Here is a 1,646-nt window from a genome sequence, read left to right as displayed (position 1 = left end):
TTGATTGTTGCCGGACGATTTGTTGCGTTTCCGTCTTTCCAAGTCTTCGTTCCTTCTACTGTTGTTTGCGCTACTTTTGTATTTGTAATGTCATGACCGTGAACTTCGGATTTATATCCATCTACTGGTTCTTCTTTTACTTCATACTTGTACGCATTGCCTTCGGCATCGTATGCCGCTAAGTCTTTGAATCCATATTTCCAGCCTGTTGCTTCACTTGCTTCTTGCGTCGCAACTACTTGGCCATTTTGTAGTAAGTCTACYTTGATTGTTGCCGGACGATTTGTTGCGTTTCCGTCTTTCCAAGTCTTYGTTCCTTCTACTGTTGTTTGCGCTACTTTTGTATTTGTAATGTCATAAYCTTTTACTTCAGATTTATATCCATCCACCGGTTGCTCTTTTACTGTATAYGTATAAGCAACACCGCTCGCATCATATGATTCTAAATTTGTAAATGTATATTTCCARCCATTTGCCGCTGTTACGTCATGTGTTTCGACTACATTTCCATTTTGTAGTAAGTCTATTTTGATTGTTGTCGGACGATTTGTTGCGTTTCCGTCCTTCCACGTTTTTGTTCCTTCTACTGTTGTTTGACCTACCTTTGTATTTGTAATGTCATAACCTTTTACCTCGGATTTATATCCATCTACCGATTGTTCTTTCACTGTATAGATGTAAGCTACCCCATTTGTATCGTATGCTTGGAGTTTTTCAAATGTATACTTCCAGTTTGTTGCCGCTGTTACTTCTTTTGTGTCTACTACTTTACCGTTTTGTAGTAAATCTACTTTAACTGAGCTTGGGCGATCTGTTGCGTTGTTATCGTTCCAAGTCTTTGTTCCTTCTACTTTCGTTTCGCCTACTTTTGTATTCGTAATGTCATAACCGCTTACGCTAGATTGATATCCCACTACTAGTTGTTCTTTTACTTCATACTGATAAGCTATTCCATTCGCATCGTATGCTTCTAAATCTGCAAATATATATTTCCAACCCATTACTGCTAGTACGTCTTGTGTTTTGATCACGTTTCCGTTTTGTAGTAAGTCTACTTTGATCATTGTCGGACGATTTATTGCGTTTCCGTCCTTCCACGTTTTTGTTCCTTCTACTGTTGTTTGCGCTACTTTTGTATTTGTRATGTCATAACCTTTTACTTCRGATTTATATCCATCCACCGGTTTTTCTTTTACTTCATACTTGTACGCATTGCCTTCGGCATCATATGCCGCTAAGTCTTTGAATCCATATTTCCAGCCTGTTGCTTCACTTRCTTCTTGCGTCGCAACTACTTGGCCATTTTGTAGTAAGTCTACTTTGATTGTTGTCGGACGATTTGTTGCGTTTCCGTCCTTCCACGTTTTTGTTCCTTCTACTGTTGTTTGCGCTACTTTTGTATTTGTAATGTCATAACCTTTTACTTCAGATTTATATCCATCCACCGGTTTTTCTTTTACTTCATACTTGTAYGCATTGCCTTCGGCATCRTATGCCGCTAAATCTTTGAATCCATATTTCCAACCTGTTGCTTCACTTACTTCTTGCGTCGCAACTACTTGGCCATTTTGTAGTAAGTCTACTTTGATTGTTGTCGGACGATTTGTTGCGTTTCCGTCCTTCCACGTTTTTGTTCCTTCTACTGT

Annotated in this window: 1 protein-coding gene; it reads right to left on the bottom strand. The window is 38.9% G+C overall.

What is annotated here, in order from left to right:
- Window positions 1-1,646: Cna B-type domain-containing protein (locus AC1DTM_RS25550; protein ID WP_477001197.1), on the bottom strand; the 1,646-nt coding region annotated here is incomplete at both ends.

The organism is Bacillus sp. P4_D3, from assembly GCF_056401855.1.
This window is presented reverse-complemented; position numbering and strand designations above follow the sequence as displayed.